The 20,855-nt window shown below is 64.5% G+C and carries 19 protein-coding genes and 2 pseudogenes; 15 read left to right on the top strand and 6 right to left on the bottom strand.

Annotated elements, in window-relative coordinates; genetic code table 11:
* Positions 1 to 8 precede the first annotated feature (8 nt).
* Positions 9 to 899 (bottom strand): LysR family transcriptional regulator, encoded by an 891-nt coding sequence (locus tag J4G43_RS07785; RefSeq protein WP_208084427.1) that lies wholly within the window; start codon positions 897 to 899, stop codon positions 9 to 11.
* Positions 900 to 996: 97 nt separating this feature from the next.
* Between J4G43_RS07785 and J4G43_RS07790 the strand changes: the two genes are divergently transcribed.
* Positions 997 to 1,674 carry a peroxiredoxin-like family protein gene (locus J4G43_RS07790; RefSeq protein ID WP_208084428.1) on the top strand — a complete coding sequence of 226 codons (678 nt, stop codon included), beginning with the start codon at positions 997 to 999 and terminating at the stop codon, positions 1,672 to 1,674.
* 104 nt (positions 1,675 to 1,778) lie between these two features.
* Positions 1,779 to 2,528 carry an SDR family NAD(P)-dependent oxidoreductase gene (locus J4G43_RS07795; RefSeq protein ID WP_208084429.1) on the top strand — a complete coding sequence of 250 codons (750 nt, stop codon included), beginning with the start codon at positions 1,779 to 1,781 and terminating at the stop codon, positions 2,526 to 2,528.
* A 7-nt stretch (positions 2,529 to 2,535) separates the two neighbouring features.
* Here J4G43_RS07795 and hydA read toward each other — a convergent pair whose 3' ends face one another.
* Both hydA and J4G43_RS07805 read right to left on the bottom strand, forming a co-directional pair.
* Positions 2,536 to 3,990, bottom strand: a complete 1,455-nt coding sequence (gene hydA / locus J4G43_RS07800; RefSeq protein ID WP_208084430.1) for a dihydropyrimidinase — start codon at positions 3,988 to 3,990, stop codon at positions 2,536 to 2,538.
* Positions 3,991 to 4,104: 114 nt separating this feature from the next.
* Positions 4,105 to 4,713 carry a TetR/AcrR family transcriptional regulator gene (locus J4G43_RS07805; protein WP_028157857.1) on the bottom strand — a complete coding sequence of 203 codons (609 nt, stop codon included), beginning with the start codon at positions 4,711 to 4,713 and terminating at the stop codon, positions 4,105 to 4,107.
* 103 nt (positions 4,714 to 4,816) lie between these two features.
* On the opposite strand from J4G43_RS07805, the gene J4G43_RS07810 reads away from it, so the two are divergent.
* The 6 genes from J4G43_RS07810 (at position 4,817) to J4G43_RS07835 (ending at position 9,064) form a co-directional block, all read left to right on the top strand.
* Positions 4,817 to 5,512 carry a PspA/IM30 family protein gene (locus J4G43_RS07810; protein WP_208084431.1) on the top strand — a complete coding sequence of 232 codons (696 nt, stop codon included), beginning with the start codon at positions 4,817 to 4,819 and terminating at the stop codon, positions 5,510 to 5,512.
* 40 nt (positions 5,513 to 5,552) lie between these two features.
* Positions 5,553 to 5,828 carry a YiaA/YiaB family inner membrane protein gene (locus J4G43_RS07815; protein ID WP_014491840.1) on the top strand — a complete coding sequence of 92 codons (276 nt, stop codon included), beginning with the start codon at positions 5,553 to 5,555 and terminating at the stop codon, positions 5,826 to 5,828.
* 275 nt (positions 5,829 to 6,103) lie between these two features.
* Positions 6,104 to 7,165, top strand: a complete 1,062-nt coding sequence (locus J4G43_RS07820; protein ID WP_208084432.1) for an amidohydrolase family protein — start codon at positions 6,104 to 6,106, stop codon at positions 7,163 to 7,165.
* Between the two features lie 71 nt (positions 7,166 to 7,236).
* Entirely contained in the window at positions 7,237 to 8,349 is a 1,113-nt protein-coding gene (locus tag J4G43_RS07825; protein WP_208084433.1) for an amidohydrolase family protein, read from the top strand.
* Between the two features lie 21 nt (positions 8,350 to 8,370).
* A complete protein-coding gene (locus tag J4G43_RS07830) occupies positions 8,371 to 8,784 on the top strand; it encodes a Rieske (2Fe-2S) protein (protein WP_014491843.1) in 414 nt (137 codons plus the stop codon).
* Between the two features lie 73 nt (positions 8,785 to 8,857).
* Complete coding sequence (locus J4G43_RS07835) at positions 8,858 to 9,064, top strand: hypothetical protein (RefSeq protein ID WP_014491844.1); 207 nt, start codon at positions 8,858 to 8,860, stop codon at positions 9,062 to 9,064.
* Between the two features lie 159 nt (positions 9,065 to 9,223).
* Here J4G43_RS07835 and J4G43_RS07840 read toward each other — a convergent pair whose 3' ends face one another.
* Complete coding sequence (locus tag J4G43_RS07840) at positions 9,224 to 10,069, bottom strand: SDR family NAD(P)-dependent oxidoreductase (protein ID WP_208084434.1); 846 nt, start codon at positions 10,067 to 10,069, stop codon at positions 9,224 to 9,226.
* 183 nt (positions 10,070 to 10,252) lie between these two features.
* Between J4G43_RS07840 and J4G43_RS07845 the strand changes: the two genes are divergently transcribed.
* The 3 genes from J4G43_RS07845 to J4G43_RS07855 all read left to right on the top strand — a co-directional run bounded on the left by J4G43_RS07845 (position 10,253) and on the right by J4G43_RS07855 (position 13,729).
* On the top strand, positions 10,253 to 11,749 hold the full coding sequence (locus J4G43_RS07845; protein WP_208084435.1) for an aldehyde dehydrogenase family protein: 1,497 nt from the start codon (positions 10,253 to 10,255) through the stop codon (positions 11,747 to 11,749).
* Between the two features lie 119 nt (positions 11,750 to 11,868).
* The gene (locus J4G43_RS07850) at positions 11,869 to 12,996 is read left to right on the top strand and encodes an alkene reductase (protein WP_208084436.1); all 1,128 of its coding nucleotides are present in this window, start codon (positions 11,869 to 11,871) and stop codon (positions 12,994 to 12,996) included.
* A 226-nt stretch (positions 12,997 to 13,222) separates the two neighbouring features.
* Positions 13,223 to 13,729: a GFA family protein gene (locus tag J4G43_RS07855; protein ID WP_208084437.1), complete on the top strand. Its 507-nt coding sequence runs from the start codon at positions 13,223 to 13,225 to the stop codon at positions 13,727 to 13,729.
* On the opposite strand, the gene J4G43_RS07860 is transcribed toward J4G43_RS07855, so the two are convergent.
* Entirely contained in the window at positions 13,683 to 14,114 is a 432-nt protein-coding gene (locus J4G43_RS07860) for a TfoX/Sxy family protein (protein ID WP_225004725.1), read from the bottom strand. The two genes, J4G43_RS07855 and J4G43_RS07860, sit on opposite strands and share 47 nt — an antisense overlap.
* A 63-nt stretch (positions 14,115 to 14,177) precedes the next feature.
* Here J4G43_RS07860 and J4G43_RS07865 point away from each other — a divergent pair.
* A pseudogene (locus J4G43_RS07865) lies at positions 14,178 to 15,701 on the top strand (thiamine pyrophosphate-binding protein); the annotation flags it as partial.
* Between the two features lie 226 nt (positions 15,702 to 15,927).
* Here the strand turns inward: J4G43_RS07865 and J4G43_RS07870 are convergent.
* Complete coding sequence (locus J4G43_RS07870; protein WP_208084438.1) at positions 15,928 to 17,307, bottom strand: LLM class flavin-dependent oxidoreductase; 1,380 nt, start codon at positions 17,305 to 17,307, stop codon at positions 15,928 to 15,930.
* A 284-nt stretch (positions 17,308 to 17,591) separates the two neighbouring features.
* On the opposite strand from J4G43_RS07870, the pseudogene J4G43_RS07875 reads away from it, so the two are divergent.
* From J4G43_RS07875 to J4G43_RS07885, 3 genes and pseudogenes are all read left to right on the top strand, one after another.
* Positions 17,592 to 18,974, top strand: a pseudogene (locus J4G43_RS07875) (M20 family metallopeptidase); the annotation flags it as partial.
* A gap of 117 nt (positions 18,975 to 19,091) precedes the next feature.
* A complete protein-coding gene (locus J4G43_RS07880) occupies positions 19,092 to 20,003 on the top strand; it encodes an amino acid ABC transporter substrate-binding protein (RefSeq protein WP_063985668.1) in 912 nt (303 codons plus the stop codon).
* Positions 20,004 to 20,119: 116 nt separating this feature from the next.
* Positions 20,120 to 20,851, top strand: a complete 732-nt coding sequence (locus J4G43_RS07885; RefSeq protein ID WP_071909464.1) for an amino acid ABC transporter permease — start codon at positions 20,120 to 20,122, stop codon at positions 20,849 to 20,851.
* Positions 20,852 to 20,855: the final 4 nt, after the last annotated feature.

Consider the following 20,855-nt stretch of genomic DNA (forward strand, 5'->3'; position numbering starts at 1 on the left):
CGCGTCGCTCATGGCGTCTGCTTCATGTCGGTCGCGAGATAGTCCACCAGAGCGCGCACCTTGGTCGAGGGGCGGCGGCCACCCGGGAAGACGGCGTAGACGTCGATGGGCGAAAGCTTGTAGCTCTTCAACAGGGGGACCAGCGTGCCGGCGGCGATCTCGGGTCCGGCCATGATTGGCGATGTGATCGCGATGCCGAGCCCCGCCTGCACACAGGCGAATACGCCGGGGCCGGAATCGGTGGTGATGCGGCCGCGGACATCGACCGATGTCTCCGTTCCGTTCCGCGTGAACGACCAACTGGTGCGGCCGGACTGGCCTGGTCCGAAAATGCAATCGTGGGACGCGAGGTCCGCCGGCGTTTTCGGTGTGCCACAGATGGCAAGATAAGACGGCGATGCCACCACGAGGCGCGGCAATATCCCGAGACTTCGCGCGCCAAAGCCGGAGTCGTTGAGCAGGCCGAGCCGAATGGCGACATCGGTCCCCTCGGCGACGAGGTCCTGGCGTTCGTCGACCACGGATAGCTCGACGCGCAGCAGCGTATGCGCAGCCAGGAATTTCGGCAGGCGCGGGATGATGTTCCGGGCGCCGTACATGACGGGCATCGTGATGCGGATCGTGCCACGCAGCGAGTCGATGCCGCGCGCGGCGTCCTCGGCGTCCTCGATATCGGCCAGCACTTCGCGTGCGCGGGTGAGGAACAGCGCGCCGGCGTCGGTGACGGTGATGCGGCGCGTGGTTCGCAGCAGCAGCTTGACGCCCAGCCGGGCCTCCAGCTCGCCGATGATGCGGGACACCGAGGGTTGCGACAGGCCGAGCTCGCGTGCGGCCTTCGAAAAGCTGCCACTCTCGGCCGCGCGGACGAAGACGGCCAATTCCTGGAGCCGGTCACTCATTTGAAATCCAGATAAATGTTCTCCGTATCGACCGTATACCCCTTCATTTTCGAATGATCCAGATAGGACGGGCCAACAGCAAAAGATGGAGCTACCCATGGCCCTTCAAGACAAACTCGATGCCTTCAAAGCCGACTTCGAAGCCGGCCGCTTTCCGCTCAAGCCCAGCAAGGAGGCGCTCGACACCATGCAACGCGCCACCGCCGAACTGATCGCGAGCGGCCAGGCGCAGCGCGCCAAGAAGGCCGGCGACGCAGCGCCGGAATTCGTCCTCAGGGATCCCGACGGCAAGCAGGTCGCGTCGCGCGACCTGCTCGCGAAGGGTCCGCTGGTCGTGTCGTTCTATCGCGGCGTCTGGTGTCCGTATTGTAACCTCGAGCTCCAGGCGCTCCAGGAAGCGCTGCCGGAGATCGCCGCGCGTGGTGCGAGCCTTGTTGCGATCTCGCCGCAGACAGCGCCGAACAGCCGCAAGTCGGAGCGCGAGAACAAGCTGTCGTTCCCGATCCTGAGCGACGTCGCGAGCGGCCTCGCCGACGCCTTCGGCATCCGCTTCGCGCTGCCGGCCGATCTCGTCTCGCTCTACAAGTCCTTCAAGAACGACCTGCCGACGTTCAACGACAATCCGGCCTGGGTGCTGCCGATGCCCGCGCGCTACGTCATCGGCCGCGACGGCATCATCGCCTATGCGGAGGTGAACCCGGACTACACGCAACGCCCCGATCCATCCGAATTGCTGCCGGTGCTCGACCGGTTGCGGGCCGGCAAGGCGGCCTGATCAAGAACCGGCCGGCTCACGGGCCGGTCACTCTCTCTTCCTCAAATGGTCAACGGCGTGCGCGTGCCGAACGCCCGCGCACGCCCAAACCAAAGGACTGTGTCATGTCAAAGCTCGAAGGAAAGATTGCCGTCATCACCGGCGGCTCCAGTGGTATCGGTCTCGCTGCGGCGAAGACCTTTGTGACCGAAGGCGCTTATGTTTTCATCGTTGGACGGCGTCAGGGCGAGCTCGACAAGGCCAAGGCCGAGATCGGGCGCAATGTCTCCGCGATCCAGGCCGACGTCGCCAATCTCGACGATCTCGACCGGCTCTACGCCCGGGTGAAGGATGAAAAGGGTGCGCTCGATATCATCGTCGCCAGTGCCGCGTTCGTCGAGCGCAAGCTCACGGTGGACGTCACTCCGGCGCATTTCGACACGACATTCGGTATCAATGCGCGTGGTGCCTATTTCACGGTACAGAAGGCGCTGCCGCTGATGCGCAAAGGTGGCTCGATCGTGCTGGTGTCGTCTGGCCTGCACCTGAAAGGCCTTCCCGAGCACGGCACCTACGCCGCCACCAAGGCCGCGCTGCGCTCGTTCTCGCGGACCTGGGCGATGGAGCTGAAGGATCGCGGCATCCGCGTGAACACGTTGTCACCGGGCGCCATCGATACGCCGATCATCGACGGCCAGTTCAAGACCTCTGAGGAGGCCGAAGGTGCCCGCGCGATCTTCGCTTCGATTACCCCGCTCGGTCGGATTGGTCGCCCGGAGGAAATGGCCTCCGCCATTTTATTTCTGGCGTCGGACGACAGCAGCTACAGCACGGGCATCGATCTCGCGGCCGATGGCGGTATTACGCAGGTTTGAGGTAACCCTACGGCGTCACCGCTCCGCGTGCGACCGCACGCGGGGCGGTCAGTTGCTTCCACGTCGAGTTGGCGACGTGCACCGGCGAGAACGCCGGACGTTCGATGTAGTGGCCGTCGCCGGCCTCGGCGCGCAGATCGCCAGCCTTCCAGACGACGCGGCCACGCGAGAGCGTCGCGGCCGGTCCGCCGGTGCAGGCGAAGCCTTCGAACACGTTGTAATCGATCCGGCTCATCTGCCGCTTCGCGCTGATGGTCTTGCTCGCCCTGGGGTCCCACACCACGACATCGGCATCCGAACCGACGGCGACCGCGCCCTTGCGCGGGTAGATGTTGAGGATGCGCGCGATGTTCGCCGAGGTCACCGCGACGAATTCTTCCTTCGTGAGCCGTCCCGTGGCGACGCCTGCGGTCCAAAGAAGTGCGAGCCGATCTTCGAGGCCGCCGGTGCCGTTCGGGATCTTCCTGAAATCGCCGAGCCCGAACCGCTTCTGCTCCGTGGTGAAGGCGCAATGGTCGGTGGCGACCACCTGGAGCGAGCCTGATTGCAGGCCGGCCCAAAGACTATCCTGATGCGATCTGTCGCGAAACGGCGGCGACATCACGCGTTGCGCGGAATGATCCCAGTCCCTGTTCTGGTACTCGCCGACATCCAGCAGCAGATGCTGGATCAGCGGCTCGCCGTAGACACGTTTCCCCGCAGCCCGCGCGCGGGCGATCGCCTCATGCGCTTCGCGGCAACTCGTGTGGACGATGTAGACGGGCGTGCCCGTCATGTCGGCGATCATGATGGCGCGGTTGGTGGCTTCGCCCTCGACCTCCGGCGGCCGTGAGTAGGCGTGGCCTTCGGGGCCGGCGACGCCGCGCGCGATCAGCGCTTCCTGCATCAAGGCGACGACGTCGCCGTTTTCCGCATGGACCACAGGCATGGCGCCGAGATGGGCGCAGCGCGCGAACGAGTTGTAGAGCTCGTCATCGTTCACCATCAGCGCGCCCTTGTAGGCCATGAAATGCTTGAAGGTGTTGATGCCGTAGGTTTTGACCACGGTCTCCATCTCGTCATAGATCTGCTTCGACCACGACGTCACCGCCATGTGGAAGCCGTAGTCGGTCGCCGCCTTCTCGGATTTGTGCCGCCACTCCTGATAGGCCGCGAGCATCGACTGGCCGGGATCGGGCAGGCAGAAATCCACCACCATGGTGGTGCCGCCGGTCAGCGCCGCCTTCGTTCCGGATTCGAAATCGTCGGCAGTCACCGTGCCCATGAACGGCATTTCGAGATGGGTGTGCGGATCGATCCCGCCCGGGATGACATAGGCGCCGCCGGCATCGACGATCTCCGCGCCCGTCGGTGCATCGAGCGATGTTCCGATCGCGACGATGGTCTCGCCGTCGATCAGCACGTCCGCACGGCGCGAATGATCATGATTGACGACGGTGCCGCCGCGGATGAGGAGGGGCATGGGAGACTCCGGAGAGAGGACGAGACGCGGCGAAAGCTAAGCGTGCTGCCAGCGATGCGACAGGCGAAATTTTAGTCAGGCGTCGCCGCCGGTTTCGCTGCGCTCTCTCGGCTTCTACGCCGCCCGCGCGATCAAGCCGTCGATCATCGCCCGCACCAGGCCCGCGATTTCCTTCCGCAGCGCCGGCAGCGGCACGGCGACCAGCCTCTGCTCGAGCCCCAGCGCCACCATGCCATGCACGGCCGAGAACAGGCTGCGTGCGGTGATGCCGAGCTCCTCGGTCCCTCTGTCCGGAAACAACGCTGCCAGTGGCGCGTAGATGTGGCGGAACAGCTGCAACTGGTCGTCGACGGACCAGTCGGGGACTTCCTTGCCGGGCTCCATGCGATGCTCGAACATTGCGCGCCAGAGCTCGAGATTTTCTGCGGCGAAATCGCAATAGGCGATCGCGATGCGGACCAGCGTCTCCTGCGGCGACGGATTGCCCGCGCTCACCGCCGCGCTGAGCACCTTGTCGAGCCGGAGCAGCGTGCGCGAGCCGACGCGCAGGACCAGCTCGTCGACATCGGCGACGAGATTGTAGACCGCGCCATTGGCGCAGCCGATCTCGCGGGCGAGATCGCGGGTTTTGAGACCCGCCAACCCTCGCTCAGCGATCATCCGCTCGGCCGCCTGGATCAGGTCGGCCCGCAGTTTCTCTCGACGTTCCAAGGCTTTAGTCATTTATTAATCAAATTCTTGAGCGATGCTCAAATATTTATTGAACGATGTTCAAGGTCTCTGCTACAAACCATCTGTGAGCAACGCTCATAACAGGGAGCAGCAAATGTTCAAGACCGTAGTGACACTTTTCCGCGGCAGCGTGGCGGCCGCGGGCGAGGAACTGGAAGACCGTACGGCCCTCCTGATCCTCGACCAGCAGATGCGCGACGCGGCCGCCGCCGTCGAGCGCAGCAAGCGGACGCTGGCGCTGGCGATCGCCCAGGACCAGCAGGAAGGCCGCAAGCTCGAGGCGACCGTCGCCCGCATCGCCGACCTCGAGACCCGCGCGGTTGCGGCGCTCGACGGTGGCCGCGAGGACCTCGCCAAGGATGCCGCCGAAGCCATCGCGGGCCTGGAGGCCGATCGCGATGCGGCGATGACCGCACGCGCATTGTTCGCGACCGAGATCATCAGGCTGAAGCGCCATGTCGCGAGCGCGCAGGCCCGCATCACCGAGCTCGATCGCGGCCGCCGCGTCGCCCGCGCCTCGGAAGCGGTGCGCTCGCTTCGCCGCAGCGGCATCGAGGCGGCACGCCCTTACGAATCCACGCTGCCGGAAGCGGAGAGCACCTTGAGGCGCCTGCGCGACCGGCAAATGGAAGCCCAGGCCGCTGACGACGCGCTGGTCGAGCTCGATACGGCCAGCGGTCCGCTCGCCACTGCGGAAAGACTCGCCGAGCAGGGCTTTGGCCCCCGGCTCAAGACGACCGCGGACGACGTGCTGGCGCGGTTGAAGTCCAAGCGCATGCCGACTGCCTGACCCCAAACCCCATCATCATTCGAACCGACAGGAGACCATCATGAACCAGAACGGCCAGCCCCACAGCAGCGCCTGGGTGACCTTCACTTACGCGTCCTTCGCAGCCTCCGCGTTCCTCGTCGCCATCGGCATCTTCTTCCTGCCGATCGATCTCTGGATGAAGGGCTATCTCACGATGGGCATCGTGATGCTGATCCAGACCTGCATCACCCTGACCAAGACAGTGCGCGACAATCACGAGAGCAGCCGGCTGGTGAACCGGATCGAGGATGCAAAGGCCGAGCGCCTGCTGATGGAAGTGTCCAAGGCGGCTTGAGGCGAGAGCGCATATAAGCGCAAAGCTACCTGCAATATGGAGCGGAGGATGCCGTCGCATCCACCGCTCGCGCCGTGAGACCATCCATCCTCGAGCGGTCGCCCCGTGCGGCGATCGCGGAGCTTCGTATCGCGCCTGCGAAATGCAACCGAGCCATGACGGATCGCGCGGGCGGGCGACCTTGCGCGCCAGCGCGGGCAGGGGCACTCTGCGCAAGCGGCGCACAAGAACGCCGCCAACAAGATGTGCTTACAAGATCCCGGCGAGGAAGCTTCATGGCGGTGACGCGGATCGACTGCGATATCCACCCGGCCGTTGGTGGCACGCGCACGACGCTGCTTCCCTATCTCAGCGATCACTGGAAAGAGCAGGTCGTGAGCCGTGCCATCGACGGGCTCGATCTCACCTCCTATCCGCCGAGCATGCCGCTGACCGGCCGTGCCGACTGGCGGCCGGCCAATGGCGCCAAGCCCGGCTCCGACCTCGCCATGGTGCAGAAGGGCGCCTTTGATCAATTGGGCGCCAGCCACGCGATCCTCAACGTGCTCTATGGCGCGCAGGCCGTGTTCGACGCCTATATGGCGGCAGACTTCTGCAAGGCGATCAACGACTGGATCGCCGCCGAATGGCTGTCGCGCGATCCTCGCCTGCGGGTTTCCATCGTGGTGCCGATGCAGGACCCTGATTTGGCGATCGAGGAGATCGAGCGCCGCGCCGGCGACAACCGTTTCGTCTCTATCCTGGTCCTGGCGCAGGGCGAGACGCTGCTGGGCCGGCGGCATTACTGGCCGGTGTACCGGCTCGCCGAGAAGTACAAGCTGCCGCTGGCGATCCACGCCGGCACGCAATATCGCCAGGCGCCGAGCTCCGCCGGCTGGCCGTCGCACCGCTACGAATATTACTTCGTCGAGGCGCAGGCGTTTCAGGCGCAGATCCTGAGCCTCATTTATGAAGGCGTTTTCGGCAAGTTTCCCAACCTGAAGGTCGTGCTGATGGAATCCGGCGTGAGCTGGCTGCCGGCCTTCATGTGGCGCGCCAACAAGACCTGGCGCGGCGTCCGCGTCGAGGTTCCCTGGGTCGAACGCGAGCCGGCCGCGATCATCCGCGATAATTTCCGCGTCACCATGCAGCCCTTCGACGCGCCGACTGATGCAAGAAGCGTCGAGGAGATCATCGACCAGATCGGCTCGGCAAAGATGTTTCTGTTCGCGTCCGACTATCCGCACTGGCAGTTCGACGGCGACGATCCGATCCCGCCGAACCTGCCGAAGAGCATCATCGCGAAGATGTGCGTCGACAATCCGCTGGAGACGTTTCCGCGGTTGTCGCTGAATTGACGCATGATCCGGAAAAGTGGGTACCGGTTTTCCGATAAGATCATGCGCAAACAAAAAGTTTGGAGGATCGCATGAGTGACGTCATCGACCGCCCGCTGCTCGACGAAGAAAAGCCCGCCGCCTCGCGGCTGCGCATCGTCGATTGCGACGTGCACCCGAGCCTGCGCTCGACCGACGATCTCAACGAGTTCCTGCCGAAACGCTGGCAGCAGCATCTGAAGGAATATGGCAGCCATTTGCGCACGCCCTATCTCTTCACCACGCCCTATCCGCGTTCCTCGCCACTGATCGCGCGCCGCGATGCCTGGCCGCCGACCGGCGGGCCGCCCGGCTCCGATCTCGCTTTCATGCAGAAGCAGCATCTCGACCCGTTCGACGTCGAGTTCGGGATTCTGCAGGTGCTCGATCTCTTCATCTTCTCGCAGCAGAACCTGGAATTCGGCGCCGCGATCCAGCGCGCCATCAACGATTGGCAACTGGCGTTCTGGTCGCATCGCGATCCGCGCCTGAAGGCGTCGATCCTGGTCGGGCAGGACGGCGTGGATCTCGCCATCGCCGAGATCGAGCGCTGCGCCAAAATCGGCGAATACATCCAGATCAACGTCTCGCCGCGCGCCAACGAGCCGCTCGGCCGCCGTCGCTACTGGCCGATCTACGAGCGCGCCGAGGCGCTGGACCTGCCGCTCGGCATCCATGTTGGCGGCTATGGCGGCCATGCGCCGACCGGTGGCGGCTGGCCGTCTTATTATGTCGAGGAGCATCAGTCCAACGCGCACACGATCGCGGCGCAGCTTGCGAGCCTCGTCATCGAAGGCGTGCCGGAGCGCTTTCCGAAGCTGAAGATCGTCTTCATCGAGGGCGGCTTCGGCTGGATCCCCTCGGCGGTGTGGCGGATGGACCAGCATTTCGAGCGCTTCCGCAGCGAGGTGCCGCATCTCAAGCGCAAGCCGTCCGAATATGTGCGCGAGCATTTCTGGTTCACGACGCAGCCGATCGACGAGCCCGACGAGGCGCGGCATCTGCGGTCGCTGATCGAATGGGTCGGCATCGACAGGCTGCTGTTCTCGTCGGACTATCCGCACTGGGATTTCGACGATCCGCGCTTCGCCTTCAAAACGCCGCTGACGGACGCCGAGCGCAAGAAGATCTTCAGCACCAATGCCCGCGCGGTCTACAAGTTCTGAGCAAAGAGGTTCCGAAGGGTTATGGCCCGTCACATCGTCGCGCGCACCTCGGAGATCCCGCCCGGCGGCAACAAGGTCGTCGATATCGCGGGCCGCGACATCGTCGTGTTCCACGTCAACGGCGAGTTCTTCGCGCTGTTGAACCGCTGCCCGCACGAGGGCGCGCCGCTGGAGAAGGCGGCCTGCGTAGCGCGGCTGACCTCGCCCGAGCCCGGAATCTATGAGCGCTCGCGCGTCGGCGAAATGCTGCGCTGTCCCTGGCACGGCTGGGAATTCGACATGCGCAACGGCCAGTCCTGGTTCGATCCGAAACGGGTCAAGATCCGGTCCTATCCAGTCGCGGTGGAACGTGGCGAAGAGTTGCAGAAGGGCCCGTATGTCGCCGAGACGTTTCCGGTGCATGTCGAAGACAGCTATGTGATTGTCGAGGTCTGAGCCGGCATTGCCGATTGAGATTCCAACGCAGGTGCGTTATGGCTCTCGCGCTTTCCAGAGGCGGAGATGAGCTTTGTCGAAACAATCCCTGCGTGAGGAGGCCGAGCGCCTGATCCGCGAATCGATGGAAAAGAAGACCATCGTCGTCAAGCAGGGCTCGACCCGCATCGAGGCCGTCTGCGGCAAGTGCGGCGCGCCGAACCGGGTGCAGGCTGAAAAAGGCCAGAGCCGGGTCAAGTTCGCGTGCAAGAATTGCGGGCATCAGCAGGAGACGCTGTAGGGCGCTTGCGCGGTATTGCCGCGCCGCGAGGCTCTAGCTCCTCATCCTGAGGAGCCCGCTGAAAGCGGGCGTCTCGAAGGATAGAGGCCGAGCTGTCGCAGCGGGGCCTTCATGGTTCGAGACGCGCGTTCCGCGCTCCTCACCATGAGGGTCTGATAGTCACTCCCCCTTCACGAACTTCGCGAACGCGTCCGTATAGTCCGGGTGCCAGCGCGACAGCGGCGGGCGGTTCTCGACGATGTCTCCGGCGGCCCACAGCATCCGCTTCTCGTCGAGCGCGCGCGGCACGTCGTTGTCCGGGCAGAGGATGTAGAAGTCGCCGGCCTCCAGCCGCGCCAGCATGAAATCCACGGTCTGCTCAGCCGTCCAGGCCCCGGCCGGCTTTTCGATGCGGCCCTTTGCGGTCAGGCCGGTGAAGACGAAGCCGGGGATCAGCAGATGCGCGGTGATGCGGCAGTCCTTCGTGTTGCGCAGCTCGTGCTGGAGCGCTTCCGTAAACGCCTTCACGCCGGCCTTGGAGACGTTGTAGGCGGGATCGCCGGGCGGCGTGGTGATGCCCTGCTTCGAGCCGGTTTTGATGATCAGCCCAGCATTGCCGCGCGCGATCATGCCGGGTGCGAAGATGCGCGAGCCGTTGATGATGCCCCACATGTTGACGCCGATGATCCGCTGCCAGTTGTCGGGCTCGCCGAACAGCGTGCTGCCGGGCTGGATGCCGGCATTGTTCATGAGGATGTCGGTGCCGCCGAAGCGCTCGCGCACGGCGCGTTCCAGTTCCGTCACGCTCTCGGCCTTGCTGACATCGACCGCGAACGTCATCACATGTGTGGCAGGCGTGACGGATGACAGTTTTGTTGCAGCTTCCGCCAGCCGCGCCTGATCCACATCTGCGATGCACACCTTCAAGCCGGCGCGCGCGAAGGCCAGCGCGGCAGCCAATCCGATGCCGGATGCGCCGCCCGTGATCACGGCGACATTGTCTTTGACGATGGCGGAATGTGGCATGGTTGGTCTCCGGGGAAGGGCTCGGTCGAGCTATAACATGGCACTCGCGCGACCCTGCACAAGTCGGCATGGGAGGTCTTCGTTCCACGCCGCCTTTACGCCTTTCCGGCGGCGCTGTATTCTATTCGACTTAACGATCCCGCCCAGATCGAACCAATCAATCATTTGACAGGGAGTGCAGCCATGGCTGTGTCGCAGGCTATTCCGATCACGCGCCATCCGTTCGCCAACGGGTCCTACAAGCAGATGCTGATCGACGGGAAGTGGGTCGATGCTGCCTCAGGCAAGCGCTTCGAGACCCACAACCCCGCCACCGGCGAATTGCTGGCGACGGTCGCCGAGGGCGACAAGGAAGACATCGACCGTGCGGTCGCCGCCGCCCGCCGCGCCTTCGAAGGCCCCTGGAGCAAAGTAAAACCGTTCGAGCGGCAGAACCTGCTGCTCAAGCTCGCCGACCTCGTCGAGAAGAATTTCGACGAATTGTCGCAGCTCGACACGCTCGACATGGGCGCGCCGCTCAGCCGCACCCGCGCCTATCGCCTGCGCGCCGTCGGCATGCTGCGCTATTACGCCGGCCAGACCACCGCGATCCACGGCGAGACCATTGAGAACTCGCTGCCCGGCGAAATCTTCTCCTACACGCTGAAGGAACCGATCGGCGTCGTCGGCGCCATCATTCCCTGGAACGGCCCGCTCACCGCGACGATCTGGAAGATCGGTCCGGCCATCGCGACCGGCTGCACCGTGGTGCTGAAGCCTGCCGAAGAGGCGCCGCTCACCTCGCTGCGCATCGCCGAGCTGGCGATGGAGGCGGGTGTACCGCCCGGCGTCATCAACGTCGTGCCCGGTTATGGCGAGACCGCGGGCGCTGCGCTCGCCTCGCATCACGACGTCGACAAGGTCGCCTTCACCGGCTCGCACGTCACGGGTCAGTCGATCATCCGCGCCTCGGCCGGCAACCTCAAGCGTGTCTCGCTCGAGCTCGGCGGCAAGTCGCCGGACATCGTGTTTGCCGATGCAGATCTCGATGCCGCCGTCCCCGGCGCCGCGATGGCGGTGTTCGCCAATTCCGGCCAGATCTGCAGCGCCGGCACGCGCCTGTTCGTCGAGCAGTCGGTCTACGAAGAGTTCGTCGGCCGCGTCGCCGAGTTCGGCAAGAAGCTGCAGGTCGGCAACGGCCTTGATCCCAATGTGCAGATCGGCCCGCTCGTGTCCGAGGAGCAACTCAAGCGCGTCACCGGCTATCTCGACATCGGCCAGAAGGAAGGCGCGCGTGCGCTCGCCGGCGGTGGCCGTGTCACCGAAGGCGCGCTGTCGAAGGGCTTCTTCGTCTCGCCGACCGTGTTCGCGGGCGTGCAGGACAACATGCGCATCGCGCAGGAGGAGATTTTTGGTCCCGTCATCTCCGCGATCGCGTTCAAGGACATGGACGAGCTGGTCAAGCGCGCCAACAACACCACCTTCGGCCTCGGCTCGGGCCTGTGGACGCGCGACGTCACCAAGGCGCATGCGGTCGCGAAGAGCCTGCGCGCCGGCTCGGTGTGGGTGAACTGCTACCAGGCGATGGACCCGGCCGTGCCCTTCGGCGGCTACAAGATGAGCGGCTATGGCCGCGAGTCCGGCAAGCAGCACGTCGAGGAATATCTCAACGTGAAGGCCGTCTGGATCAAGACGGCGTAGGGCCTGCTCTCTCCGGCGTTCCGCGAGAGGGAATATCTGCTTTTAATGGGGCGGCGCCTTTTCCAGGGGCCGCCCCTCGCTATATGATCCGCATCCTTCCATAGCCGTCTGAGGCCCACATGAAATTCGAGGCGTTGTTCAAACCGTTGCAGGTCGGTCCGTACAAGCTCGCGCATCGCGTCGCGTTGGCGCCGCTGACGCGCATGCGCGCCGAGCGCGAGAGTTTTTCGCCGCGGCCGCTCAACGCCGAATATTACGGTCAGCGCGCCACGCAAGGCGGCTTGATCATCGCTGAAGCGTCCCCCGTGCTCTCGCATGGCCGCGGCAACCCCGCGACGCCCGGCATCTATTCGGAGGCGCAGATCGCCGGCTGGCGCAAGGTGACGGATGCCGTGCACGCCAAGGGCGGCATCATCTTTCTTCAGCTCTGGCATGTCGGCCGCGTCTCGCATTCGTCCTTCCACGGCGGTGAGCCGCCGGTCTCGGCTTCGGCGATTGCGATCAAGGCCGAAGGCATGAAGGCGATGACCGCCGACGGCAAGATTTCTGATTACGAGACCCCGCGCGCGCTGGAGACCGACGAGGTCAAGGGCATCGTCGAGGCCTTCCGGCAGGGCGCCAAGAACGCGCTCGCAGCCGGCTTCGACGGCGTCGAGATCCACGGCGCCAACGGCTATCTGCTCGAGCAGTTCCTGCAGTCGCGCAGCAACCAGCGCACCGACCAATATGGCGGCGGAATCGAGAACCGCGCGCGGCTTCTGCTCGAAGTCACGCAGGCCGCCATCGACGTCTGGGGCGCGAACCGCGTCGGCGTGCGGCTGTCGCCCCACGGCATCGCCAATGATTCCGGTGAGCCCGATCCGATGCCGCTTTACACGCACGTCGTGAAAGCGATCGACAAGCTCGGCCTTGCCTATCTTCACTTCATCGAGCCGCGCTCCAGCGGCGCCGGCCGTGCCGACGTCCACTGGGAGAACGTGCCGTCGGCGATGGTACTGTTCCGCCCGCTCTACAGCGGCGTGCTGATGACCGCCGGCGGCTTCACCGGCGAGACCGCAAATGCGGCGATCGCCGACGGCCACGCCGACATCATCGCCTTCGGCCGCATCTTCATCTCCAACCCCGATCTGCCGCGCCGCCTTCGGCACGACTATCCGATCACGCCGTATAATCGCGCGACGTTCTACGGCGGCGAGGAGAAGGGGTATACGGATTACCCGGTGTATGACGAGCTCGCGACGGCGTAGAGACCTTCGTAGCCCGGATGGAGCGCAGCGAAATCCGGGTTTCTCACCTCGCCGATAGACTTCCCCGGATTGCGCTTCGCTCCATCCGGGCTAAAGGTCTATATTCGTAGCTCCGACGAGCCCACAAACTCCGTCATTGCGAGCGTAGCGAAGCAATCCAGAGTCTTTCCGCAGAGGCAGTCTGGATTGCTTCGCTGCGCTCGCAATGACGACGGAAGGACCTACCATGGCCAAAGCCGCAGTCGCCGCAGGAACCGCCACCGGCCAATGCCTCTGCGGCAAGGTCACCTTCGAGATCGACGTCCCCGCGCGTTGGGCCTGGCATGATCATTCGGCCGCTAGCCGCCGTGCCCACGGCGCGGCCTATGCGACCTATGTCGGAAGCTGGAAGAAGCGCTTTCGCATCACCTCGGGGAAAACCGTGCTCGCCCGCTACGAGGACAAGGCCACCAAGACCGCGCGCAGCTTCTGCGCCCATTGCGGCACGCCGATCGCGTACGAGCGGCCGCGCGGACCGCACATGGTCAACATCCCCCGCGCACTATTCAACGAGCGCACCGGCCGCCAGCCGCTCTATCACATCGCGATCGAAGAGCTTCAGGAATGGGCCTATACCGGCGAGCCGCTGGTGCCGCTGAAGGGCTTTCCGGGCGTGGTCTGGCAGCGCTCGAAAAAGAAGAAGCGCGCTAGCGGCGAAGACCCTTTCGAGCTCGGCCGCGAGGAGGTGCTTTAGCCTTGGCGGCGACGTTGGTCTTCGCCGCAACAGCCTTCCGCGGCGCCGCTTTGCGTCCCGCCGCATTCGCCGCCACGAAGTCGAGCCCGCGCTTGACCCATTTTTTCAGATCGGCATCGCTCTGATAGCCGTCCGGCGCGACGCGCACAAAGCCGGTCATGATGCGCCCGCGCATTTCCATCGGGCTGGTGTGCGGCTCCTGCAGCATGCGGGCATGCGCGTCCGGGCCGACACGGATCAGCATGCCGCCGCGCCCGCTGACGGTGCAGCACATGGTGTTGTTCACCATGAAGCAGAGGCCGCCCATCATCTTCTTTTCCGCGACGTCTCGCTGACCCGCCAGCAATTTGCGCACCCGCGCCGCGGTGTTCTCGTCATAGGCCATCGCGTCTCCCCGTGCAGGTTTACGCCCGAGCATGTTCCCAGCTTGCCCGCGCCGACGCAAGATGTGATGGCCATGCAGGAGAGCCTGGTGGTCGCGATCGCCGATGGCTACAGCCGCGCCTCCGGCAAGCTCGTCGCCTGCAACGTCCATGTCGCGCCGGGGCTCGGCAACGCGATGGGCTCGCTCTACAACGCCCAGTTCACGGGCACGCCGATGATCCTGACCGCCGGCCAGCAGGAGCAGGGCCACGGCCTGATGGAGCCGGTGCTTTATGGCCCGCTGGTGCGGATGGCCGAGCCGCTGGTGAAATGGGCGGTCGAGGTGACGCGGCTGGAAGATCTGCCGCGCATCGTCCGCCGCGCCGCCAAGGTCGCGATGACGCCACCGACCGGGCCGGTGTTCATCTCGCTGCCGGGCGACATCCTCAACAGCGAGGCCGGCATCGATCTCGGCCGCTCCACCCGGATCGACGCCCGCGTAAAGCCGTCGGACGAGGCGCTGAAGGCGTTTGCCGCGCGGCTGCTCAAGGCCGAACGTCCCGTCATCGTCACCATGGACGAGGTGGTCAAGAGCGATGCACTGAAGGAGGCCGCCGAACTCGCCGAGCTGCTTGGTGCTGCCGCCTATCAATCCTCGACGCCCTACGGCTCGCATTTCCTCTCGGAAAGCCCGAGCTTCGTCGGCGCGCTGGCGCGCGTGCAGAAGGTCGCGCGCGACGCGCTTGCGCCGTATGACCTCCTGATCGCACTCGGCGGCGATCCCCTGCGGATGTCGGTCTATAGCGAGGTCGATGCGCTGCCTGATGGACTCGGCATCGTGCAGATCGGCCTCGTCGATTGGGAGATCGCCAAGAACTACGGGGCTGAAATCGCGCTCAAAGCGGATCTGAAGGAAACGCTGCGGGCGCTGATCCCGGTGCTGAAGGAGAGGGGCGGCGCCGCGCTGGCAAGCCGTGCAAAGCAGCGCCTTGCCGAGCTCGCGCCGAAGAACTGGACCGCGCGGCGTGCCGCGCTGGTCGAGCAGATCGGCAAGAGCGCCGGCCGCAGCCCGATCGATCCGGATTTCCTGGTGCTGCAAATGGTCGAGGCCATGCCCGACCATGCGATCCTCGTCGACGAAGGGCTCACCTCGAGCCGCCAGATCACGGCGTTGCGTCCGCACCGCGACCGCTTCGGCTATCATGGGCTTGCCTCCGGCGGCATCGGCTGGGGCCTGCCGGCCTCCGTCGGCGCCAGCATCGCCAATCCGGATCGCCCGGTGGTGTGCTTCTCCGGCGACGGCAGCGCGATGTATTCGATCCAGTCGTTGTGGACGGCGGCACATCACAAGCTGCCGCTCAACGTCGTCATTGCCAACAATGGCGGCTACCGCATCATCAAGCAGCGCCTGCTCGCTTTCCATGGTGACGACAATTACGTCGGCATGGATTTCGTCGATCCGCCGGTGGATTTCGCAGGGATTGCGAAGGCGCTCGGCTGCGAGGCGATCAAGGTGAGTGATCCCCGTGAGCTGAAGGCGACGCTGTCGTCGGCGTTCAACCGCCCCGGAACGAAGCTGATCGAGGTAATGGTGGACGGGAAGGTGTAGCGCAGCGCGCCATCGCGTCGGTGCTCGCCACGTTCTCAGCTGTCATCGCCCGACTTGATCGGGCGATCCAGTATTCCAGAGACGGCTGTGATTCCTCGATAGGCCGCGGCGTACTGGATGCCCCGGTCCCGGCTCCGCCAAGGCTACGCCGGGGCCACAAGGGTGCTCGGCCGCCGAAGCCTTTTGGCGAAGGCGGCAAGCCGGGGCATGACAGCGTACCTCGCGGCTACCCCTTCTTCCCCACCCGATATCCAGCAGCCGGATGCGGTGCGTCGAGCCTTGCGCGGCCGTCGCCGAACAGCTTCTCCCGCAATGTGCCCTTTGCGTATTCCGGCTTGTAGCGGCCGCGCTTGGTCAACTCCGGCACCAGCATGTCGGCGATGTCCTCGAAATCGCCGGGCGAGATCGCGAACGCGACATTCAGCCCGTCGACGTCAGTCTTCTCGAACCAATCCTCGATCTTGTCAGCGACGCTCTCCGGCGTGCCGACCACGACCGGGCCGGCGCCGCCGATACCGACATGCTCGATGACGTCGCGGACGGTCCAGACGCGGTCGGGGTCGCCGCGGGTGACGTTGTCGAGTGCGCTGCGGCCGGCATCGTTCTGGACGTGACGCACCTGCTGGTCGAGCTCGTAGCCGGAGAAGTCGATGCCGGTCCATCCCGACATCAGGGCCAGCGCGCCTTCCGGACTGATATGCGACCGGTAGTCGGCATACTTGGCCGCCGCTTCGGCTTCCGTGTTGCCGAGGATGATCGTCATCATGTTGAACATCAGGATCTCCGCCGGATTGCGGCCGAGCGCGGCGGCTTCCTGGCGGATCGCGGAGACGCGCGGCGCAATGATCTTGGCCGATGGTCCCGACATGAACACGCATTCGGCATGCTTCGCCGCGAACTGCCGCCCGCGCGGCGAGGTGCCGGCCTGGTACAGCACCGGCGTCCGCTGCGGCGACGGCTCGCTGAGATGGATGGTGTTGTTGATGCGATAATTCGCGCTCTCATGATCGATGCGATGAACCTTGCTCGGATCGGTGAAGATGCCGCGCTTGCGGTCGCGCAGCACGGCGTCGTCCTCCCAGCTGCCTTCCCAGAGCTTGTAGACGACCTCCATATATTCGTCGGCGATGTCGTAGCGATCGTCGTGTCCGGTCTGCTTGTCCTTGCCGGCGCCGCGCGCGGCGCTGTCGAGATAGCCGGTGACGACATTCCAGCCGATCCGTCCCTCGGTGAGATGGTCGAGCGTCGACATCCGCCGCGCGAACGGGTAGGGCGGTTCGAAGGACAGATTGCTGGTGACGCCGAAGCCGAGATTTTTGGTCACCGCCGCCATCGCCGAGAGCAGCAGCAGCGGCTCGTTCGACGGCGTCTGCGCTGCGTTGCGCAAGGCCGCGTCAGGGCTGCTGCCATAGACGTCGTAGACCCCGAGCACGTCGGCCAGGAACAACCCGTCGAAACGGCCGCGTTCCAGTGTCCTGGCGAGATCGATCCAGTAGGGCAGGCGGTTATATTCGGCGGTGCGATCGCGCGGATGGGTCCACAGCCCGGGTGATTGATGCGCGACGCAATTCATCGCAAAGGCGTTGAGCCTGATCTGCTTGGCCATGATGATCCCCCGGCGCCCTGTACCGAGCGCTCTTCGAATGATAAACGTGCGCCTCAACTTGGCGAAGTTCTTGCATATTCTTGGCCCTTGGCAAGGGCCAAGAATAGAAAGGCTTGCGCTTGGCAAGGCCAAAATCAGCGGCGCTCCCGCTCTTGGCAAGCCAATCTCAAGAGAGCAAGAACGAAATCGCAAGAGAACTACAAGAACTGTCCAAGTCCCCGCCACTTTCGAAGGCCACCCTGTCTCGGGTAGGGTCCTTCGCCTCGAAGTCCGAAAAGCAAATCATGACCAGAGCCGACGCCATCTCCCGCGCCCGTGAGGATTTCAAATCCGGCGCGTTCCTCGCTGAACTCGACCGCCGCGTCGCCTTCAAGACTGAGAGCCAGAATCCGTCGCGCGGCGCCGAACTGCGTTCCTATCTGGAACAGGAGATGATCCCCTCCTTTGCTGCGCTCGACTTTACCAGCCACATCGTCGAATCTCCGAGCGGCAAGGCGCCGTTCCTGTTCGCCGAGCATCACGAGAGCGCGTCAGCGCCGACCGTGCTGATCTACGGCCATGGTGACGTCGTCGACGGCATGGAGGGGGAGTGGCGCGACGGCCGCGATCCCTGGCGCACGACGGTTGCGGGCACGCGGCTCTATGGCCGTGGCACCGCCGACAACAAGGGCCAACACAGCATCAACATGGCGGCACTCCGCGCGGTGCGCGAGGCCCGCGGCGGCAAGCTCGGCTTCAACGCAAAATTCATCGTCGAAATGGGCGAGGAGATCGGCTCGCCCGATCTCGGCAAGGTCTGCGACCTCAATCGCGATGCGCTCAAGGCCGATTTGTTCATGGCCTCCGACGGACCGCGCCTGTCGGCCGACCGGCCGACCTTGTTCCTGGGCTGCCGCGGCGGCATCCGCATTCATCTCGACGTCAATCTGCGCGACGGCGGCCATCATTCCGGCAATTGGGGCGGCGTGCTCGCCAACCCCGCGACCATTCTCCTCAACGCGATCTCGACGCTGGTCGACGGCCATGGCCGGCTTCAGCTCGACACGCTGAAGCCGCCGCGGCTCACCAACCAGATCCGCAGCTATCTTGCCGACGTGCAGGTGGTGCCGACCGAGGACGAGCCGGCGCTCGCGGAGAACTGGGGCGAGGAAGGGCTGTCGGCCGCCGAGCGGCTCTATGCCTGGAACACGCTCGAAGTGCTGGCGATGTCGTCCGGTAATATCGAGAAGCCCGCGAATGCCATCCCCGGCCACGCCAATGCCGTGCTGCAACTGCGTTTCGTGGTCGGCACCAAGGTCGATGGCCTGATCGATGCGGTCCGCGCGCATCTGGTGCAAAAGGGCTTTCCGATGGTCGAGGTGCGGGCCGCCCAGAGCTTTGCGGCGTCGCGCACCGATTTCGACAGCCCCTGGATCACGTGGGCGGCGGATTCGGTTAAGGAGACCACCGGCAAGGCGCCGGCCGTTTTGCCGAATTTCGGCGGCTCGCTGCCCAACGACGTGTTTTCCGAGATCCTGGGCCTGCCGACGATCTGGGTCCCGCACTCCTATCCCGGCTGCTCCCAGCATGCGCCCAATGAGCACATCCTGCTGCCATTGACCGAAGAGGCCTTGACGGTGATGGCCGGGCTGTTCTGGGATCTAGGGGAATTGCCCAAGCCATTAAGCTGTGCCATTAACCTGAGCCGCAATCCAGCCGAAAGTCACATTCTAATCCGGCCCAATCTGTGCTTGCATCCGGGCCGCATCATCCTGGCCGCATCATCCTGAAAGGGGAATAAAAAAGTGAGACATTTCCGTAGCATCGGCCTCGCGCTCGCCGCGACCTTCGCCGTCAGCCAGGCCGGGGCCCAGGAGCTGACCGGCACGCTGAAGAACATCAAGGACACCGGCGCCATCACGCTCGGCTTCCGCGATTCCTCGATCCCGTTCTCCTATCTCGACGACAACCAGAAGCCCGTCGGGTTCGCGATGGACATCTGCTACAAGATCGTCGACGCCGTGAAGAAGGAGCTCAAGCTCGACAAGCTCGAGGTCAAGCTCAATCCGGTGACTTCGGCGACCCGTATTCCGCTGATGGCCAACGGCACGATCGACCTCGAATGCGGCTCGACCACCAACAATGCCGACCGCCAGAAGCAGGTGGCCTTCACCAACACGCACTATCTGACTGCCAGCCGCTACGTCTTCAAGAAGTCGAGCGGCCTGAAGTCGATCGACGATCTCAAGGGCAAGACGGTGGTCTCCACCGCCGGCACCACCAACATCAAGCAGCTCACCGAGGCCAATGTCGCGAAGAGCCTGGGTGCCAATATCATCCCGGCCAAAGACCATGCCGAGGCCTTCCTGATGGTCGAGACCGACCGCGCGGTCGCCTTCGTGATGGACGACGTTCTGCTCGCGAGCCTCGTTGCCGGCTCGAAGACGCCGGACGACTATGTCATCTCCAAGGACGCGTTCTCCAAGCCTGAGCCCTACGGCATCATGCTGCGCAAGGACGACGCGCCGTTCAAGAAGGTGGTCGATGCAGCAACCGCTGCGCTCTACACCTCCGGCGAGGGCCTGAAAATCTACGATAAGTGGTTCACGGCCAAGATCCCGCCGAAGGGCCTCAACCTCAACACCCCGATCTCGGCCGAGCTGAAGAACGAGTTCGCGAAACCTTCGGACTCGCCGAACCCGGACGACTACAAGTAAGATATAACCTCGGTCTCCGGATCGGGATCATGTCCGGCCACTCTTGACACCAGAGTGGCCGGACATTTGCATAGGCGCCGGGACATCCATAGCTGGCGCGTTCGCGCGGGGGACACGTGAACTACCACTGGAACTGGGGAATTTTCTTCGAGCCGAACCCGATGGGGACCGGCACCTATCTCGATATGCTGCTGTCGGGACTGGTGTTGACCCTCAAGACGGCGGCGCTCGCCTGGATCATCGCGCTGATCTTCGGCTCGCTCGTCGGCGTCATGCGCACGCTGCCGTCCAAGGGCGCATACTGGTTCGGCTTCTGCTGGGTCGAGTTCTTCCGCAACATGCCGCTGCTGGTGCAGCTGTTCCTGTGGTTCTTCGTGCTGCCGGAATTGCTGCCGAAGGCCGCCGGCCTCTGGCTGAAGCAGCTGCCGAACGCGCCGTTCTGGACGGCCGCGATCGGCATCGGCTTCTTCATGTCGGCCCGCGTCGCGATACAATTGCAGGCCGGTATCGGCTCGCTGCCGCGCGGCCAAAAAATGGCGGCGACCGCGCTCGGGCTCACCACCGTGCAGTCCTATCGTTACATTTTGCTGCCGATGGCGTTCCGCATCATCCTGCCGCCGCTGACCTCCGAGTTCCTCAACACCATCAAGAACACCGCTGTCGCCATCACGATCGGCCTGATCGAGCTGACTGGTCAGGCGCGCTCGATGCAGGAATTCTCGTTCCAGGTGTTCGAGGCTTTCACGGCCGCGACCTTGCTCTATCTCCTTGTCAACGCCATTGTCGTGACGGCGATGCGCTTCCTCGAGCGCTGGGTCGCGATCCCCGGCTACATCACGGGGAAATAGCACC

This window comes from Bradyrhizobium barranii subsp. barranii, from assembly GCF_017565645.3.
Classification (GTDB): Bacteria; Pseudomonadota; Alphaproteobacteria; order Rhizobiales; family Xanthobacteraceae; genus Bradyrhizobium; species Bradyrhizobium barranii.

Bases quoted from the DNA above. Each gene is read 5' to 3' on its own strand.
- J4G43_RS07825 (WP_208084433.1), top strand. From the start codon at position 7,237: ATGAGTGACGTCATCGACCGCCCGCTGCTCGACGAAGAAAAGCCCGCC.
- J4G43_RS07805 (WP_028157857.1), bottom strand. From the start codon at position 4,713: ATGACTAAAGCCTTGGAACGTCGAGAGAAACTGCGGGCCGACCTGATC.
- J4G43_RS07795 (WP_208084429.1), top strand. From the start codon at position 1,779: ATGTCAAAGCTCGAAGGAAAGATTGCCGTCATCACCGGCGGCTCCAGT.
- J4G43_RS07850 (WP_208084436.1), top strand. From the start codon at position 11,869: ATGAAATTCGAGGCGTTGTTCAAACCGTTGCAGGTCGGTCCGTACAAG.
- J4G43_RS07815 (WP_014491840.1), top strand. From the start codon at position 5,553: ATGAACCAGAACGGCCAGCCCCACAGCAGCGCCTGGGTGACCTTCACT.
- hydA (WP_208084430.1), bottom strand. From the start codon at position 3,990: ATGCCCCTCCTCATCCGCGGCGGCACCGTCGTCAATCATGATCATTCG.
- J4G43_RS07785 (WP_208084427.1), bottom strand. From the start codon at position 899: ATGAGTGACCGGCTCCAGGAATTGGCCGTCTTCGTCCGCGCGGCCGAG.
- J4G43_RS07855 (WP_208084437.1), top strand. From the start codon at position 13,223: ATGGCCAAAGCCGCAGTCGCCGCAGGAACCGCCACCGGCCAATGCCTC.
- J4G43_RS07830 (WP_014491843.1), top strand. From the start codon at position 8,371: ATGGCCCGTCACATCGTCGCGCGCACCTCGGAGATCCCGCCCGGCGGC.
- J4G43_RS07820 (WP_208084432.1), top strand. From the start codon at position 6,104: ATGGCGGTGACGCGGATCGACTGCGATATCCACCCGGCCGTTGGTGGC.
- J4G43_RS07790 (WP_208084428.1), top strand. From the start codon at position 997: ATGGCCCTTCAAGACAAACTCGATGCCTTCAAAGCCGACTTCGAAGCC.
- J4G43_RS07870 (WP_208084438.1), bottom strand. From the start codon at position 17,307: ATGGCCAAGCAGATCAGGCTCAACGCCTTTGCGATGAATTGCGTCGCG.
- J4G43_RS07840 (WP_208084434.1), bottom strand. From the start codon at position 10,069: ATGCCACATTCCGCCATCGTCAAAGACAATGTCGCCGTGATCACGGGC.
- J4G43_RS07810 (WP_208084431.1), top strand. From the start codon at position 4,817: ATGTTCAAGACCGTAGTGACACTTTTCCGCGGCAGCGTGGCGGCCGCG.
- J4G43_RS07845 (WP_208084435.1), top strand. From the start codon at position 10,253: ATGGCTGTGTCGCAGGCTATTCCGATCACGCGCCATCCGTTCGCCAAC.
- J4G43_RS07860 (WP_225004725.1), bottom strand. From the start codon at position 14,114: ATGGCCTATGACGAGAACACCGCGGCGCGGGTGCGCAAATTGCTGGCG.